Source organism: Mycobacterium sp. TH-M82 (assembly GCF_057473605.1).
In genome coordinates, this window is record NZ_JBYCKY010000237.1 from 1 (window position 1) to 3,303 (window position 3,303).

The following is a 3,303-nucleotide window of genomic DNA, read 5'->3' on the forward strand; positions in this document are numbered from 1 at the left end:
GACACCGGCGAACTCGCCGAGCTGTTGAGCCCGTCGCTCTTCGCCGACGAGCGGGTGGTGGTGCTCGACGATGCCGACGAGGCCGGCAAGGACGCGGCGGCGCTGATCGAATCGGTGGCCGCCGACCTGCCGCCGGGCACGGTGCTGGTGGTGGCGCACTCCGGCGGCGGGCGCGCCAAAGCGCTGACCGGCCGGCTGCGGCAGCTCGGCGCGCAGGTGCATCCGTGCGCGCGGATCACCAAACCCCGCGACCGCGCCGATTTCGTCCGCGCCGAGTTCGCCGGGCTACAGGTCAAGGCGGACGCGGCGACGGTGACCGCGCTGCTCGACGCGGTCGGCTCCGATATCCGCGAGCTGGCGGCGGCCTGCTCGCAGTTGGTCGCCGACACCGGCGGACACGTCGACGCCGCCGCGGTACGCCGCTATCACAGCGGAAAAGCGGAGGTGACCGGGTTCGACATCGCCGACAAGGCTGTCGTCGGCGACGTCGCCGGCGCCGCCGAGGCGCTGCGCTGGGCGATGTTCCGCGGCGCGCCGCAGGTGGTGCTGGCCGATGCGCTGGCTGAGGTGGTACATACCATCGCCCGGGTGGGGTCCCAACCGGGCGACCCCAACCGTCTGGCCGGCGAGCTGGGGATGCCGCCGTGGCGGGTGCAAAAAGCGCAGCGGCAGGCGCGGTACTGGTCGCGGGAGACCGTGGCGACCGCGGTGAAACTGGTCGCGGCGCTCAACGCCGACGTCAAAGGCGCCGCCGCCGACGCCGACTATGCGCTGGAAGCCGCGGTGCGAAAAGTCGCCGAGCTGGCCGCGGACTGAATCTGCCCCGGTGAGCATGCGCGGAATCGCATTCCGTGGGCCGCGCGAGTGCGAGTCTGCGCATGCTGGGCGGAAAGGGCGGAAAGGGGCGGGGGCCGCCTGGTCAGAGTTTGTTGAGCGCGTGCGCCAGTGCCGACTTTTTGTTGGCGGCCTGGTTCTTGTGGATGACACCCTTGCTGGCGGCCTTGTCCAGTTGGCGGCTGGTCGAGGTCAGCAGTGCGCCGGCCTTGTTTTTGTCGCCGTCTTCGACGGCTTCCCGGAACGCCCGGATGGCCGTCCGGACCGACGACTTCACCGACTGGTTGCGTAGCCGGGCGCGCTCGTTGGTCCGGTTGCGCTTTTGCTGCGACTTGATGTTGGCCACAGTGCAGTTCCTTCGTAAAAGCTGGGTTGGGTGTGCGTGCCCGGCACCGGGGGCAACGGGTGTTCAGACTACCAGGTGTGCCCGCCAGCTCCCAAAGTCAGCAAGTCCCGGAGTCCGATGCGTTGATGCGATAACATCACAGCGTGCGCACGACGCTCGACATCGACGACAACGTGCTCGCCGCGGCCCGCGAACTCGCTGCCAGCGAGCGGCGGTCGCTGGGTGCGGTGATTTCCGAACTGGCCCGTCGCGGCCTCACGCCTGCCCGGGTCGAGTCCGCCGACGGGCTGCCGGTCATCCGGGTCCCGGCCGGCACTCCGCCGATCACGCCGGAGATGGTCCGGCGTGGGCTCGACGAGGATTGACGTTCGGCGATGGCACTGCTCGACGTCAACGCCCTGGTCGCGTTGGCCTGGGATGCCCACATCCACCACGTCCGGATGCGGGATTGGTTCGCCGCCAACGCAGCACAGGGCTGGGCTACCTGTCCGATCACCGAAAGCGGTTTTGTCCGGGTGTCGACGAACCCGAAGGTGCTTCCGCACCCGATCGGAGTCGCCGACGCCCGGCGTGTCCTCGCTGCTCTGCGAACCGTTGCGACCCATAATTTCCTGGTCGATGACGTGTCGATCGTCGACGACGACGTTGCGCCGATCGTCGGATACCGCCAGGTGACCGACGCCCAGCTGCTGACACTGGCCCGCCGCCGGGGTGTTCGCCTCGTCACCTTCGACACCGGCGCCGGCGCGCTGGCGCAGGGGCGCGATGTCGAAGTACTGCGCGTGCTCTGATCGACGGTAGTGCTCCAACCCAACAGTTGGTGATTACCGGGTCGGCTTGGCCGGCTGGCCCAGGGTCCGGTAGCTCGAATGTACGTGCGGTGTCAGGTCCTGCTGCTGCGCGACCGTTGCCAGGAGCTCCCGCAGTGTGTCACGCTGTCCGGGGTCGAGGCCCGCACTCAGGCGATCCTCGTGCTGGCGGGCGAGTTCGGAGATCTTGCGCATCAGCTTTTTCCCCGTCGCGGTGAGGCGCAGTGCGTGCAGGCGACGGTCTTCCGGGTTGCGGCGGCGTTCGACGTAGCCTTGTTTCTCGAGGTCATCGAGGTAGGCGACGACGCGGCTGGGCAGCAGGCCCAGTTGCGCACTCAACGCCTGCTGGCTTCGGCCGGGTCCTGCGGCGATGGCACGCAGGATGCCCGCGTGCGGCGGTGTCAACTCGATGGTCGCCATCTGTTCGGCAAATAGTGCGGCTGCGTGATGGCCGAGTTGGGCCAGCAAGAAGGCCACACCATCATTGTGGTCGGTACGTGATGCTTGTGGCACTGCCATATCGTAGCGTGACTGAATTGTTTGGATACAAAATCATTCGAGACGCTTGCCATGTGCGGACTACAGGCATATCGTTCGCGTTATAAATGATTCTGTTGTTGATGGAAATCGCGATGAGGCGCGCCGCCGTCAACAGGGCGGTCCACCACTGGTCCTGCTTGCCACGATTTGTCTGGGGTTGCTGCTGGGTGGACTGGCACTGGGGGCGGCGTTTGGCGGGGTGATGCCGCTGCCCTACGGGCCGGCGGCGCCGGTGCTGGAGTACTTCGGCAGCCAACACACAGCGGTTCAGGTTACTGCCGTCGCCGTGTTCGCGTCCTCGGCGCCGTTGGGCATCTACGCCGCGACCGCCAGCACCCGGCTGCTGGTCGCCGGGATGGCGGTGCCCAGCCGGATCCTCGGACCGCTGCCGCGATCACTGGCGTGGACCGGGCTGGCCATTGCCCTGCTGGCCGAGCTGGCGACAGTGGCCCTGGTCTGGCCGGGACTGGGGATGATGTTGCCGGTCGCGCGGGCCTCGGCGCTGGTGTGGCTGCTGGTGGCGGGTGCCCGGTTGCCGCTGCGGCGGGCCGCCCATCGGTGAGCGCTACTCCCGTGCGCGCCAGATCCGATTCGGCTGGTCCCTCCCATGCCGCGGCAAATCGTCGTAATCTAGGTGTGCAGCCGGTCGCCACGGTAGGAGGGCTCGATGCGGATTGCAGATGTGTTGCGAAACAAGGGCACAGCGGTGGTGACCGTCGACCCCGATGACACCGTCCAGGAGCTGCTCGCCGGCCTCGCCGAACACAACATCGG

6 protein-coding genes and 1 pseudogene are annotated in these 3,303 nt (G+C 67.9%); 5 read left to right on the top strand and 2 right to left on the bottom strand.

The features are described from left to right. The coding region (gene holA / locus AC2VON_RS07010; protein ID WP_486952292.1) for a DNA polymerase III subunit delta at positions 1–816 on the top strand (816 nt) is incomplete at its 5' end. A gap of 103 nt (positions 817–919) precedes the next feature. On the opposite strand, the gene rpsT is transcribed toward holA, so the two are convergent. After that, positions 920–1,180, bottom strand: coding sequence for a 30S ribosomal protein S20 (rpsT, locus tag AC2VON_RS07015; RefSeq protein ID WP_486952293.1), 261 nt, complete (start codon positions 1,178–1,180; stop codon positions 920–922). A gap of 143 nt (positions 1,181–1,323) precedes the next feature. Between rpsT and AC2VON_RS07020 the strand changes: the two genes are divergently transcribed. Together AC2VON_RS07020 and AC2VON_RS07025 are read left to right on the top strand one after the other, a co-directional pair. Continuing rightward, entirely contained in the window at positions 1,324–1,545 is a 222-nt protein-coding gene (locus tag AC2VON_RS07020; protein ID WP_486952294.1) for an antitoxin, read from the top strand. A gap of 9 nt (positions 1,546–1,554) precedes the next feature. Next, positions 1,555–1,971 (top strand): TA system VapC family ribonuclease toxin, encoded by a 417-nt coding sequence (locus AC2VON_RS07025; protein ID WP_486952295.1) that lies wholly within the window; start codon positions 1,555–1,557, stop codon positions 1,969–1,971. 33 nt (positions 1,972–2,004) lie between these two features. On the opposite strand, the gene AC2VON_RS07030 is transcribed toward AC2VON_RS07025, so the two are convergent. Further along, positions 2,005–2,466 (bottom strand): MarR family winged helix-turn-helix transcriptional regulator, encoded by a 462-nt coding sequence (locus tag AC2VON_RS07030; RefSeq protein WP_486952296.1) that lies wholly within the window; start codon positions 2,464–2,466, stop codon positions 2,005–2,007. A gap of 220 nt (positions 2,467–2,686) precedes the next feature. Here AC2VON_RS07030 and AC2VON_RS07035 point away from each other — a divergent pair, with 220 nt between their 5' ends. Both AC2VON_RS07035 and AC2VON_RS07040 read left to right on the top strand, forming a co-directional pair. Further along, positions 2,687–3,091: a hypothetical protein gene (locus tag AC2VON_RS07035; protein WP_486952297.1), complete on the top strand. Its 405-nt coding sequence runs from the start codon at positions 2,687–2,689 to the stop codon at positions 3,089–3,091. A 105-nt stretch (positions 3,092–3,196) separates the two neighbouring features. Further along, positions 3,197–3,303, top strand: a pseudogene (locus AC2VON_RS07040) (CBS domain-containing protein); the annotation flags it as partial.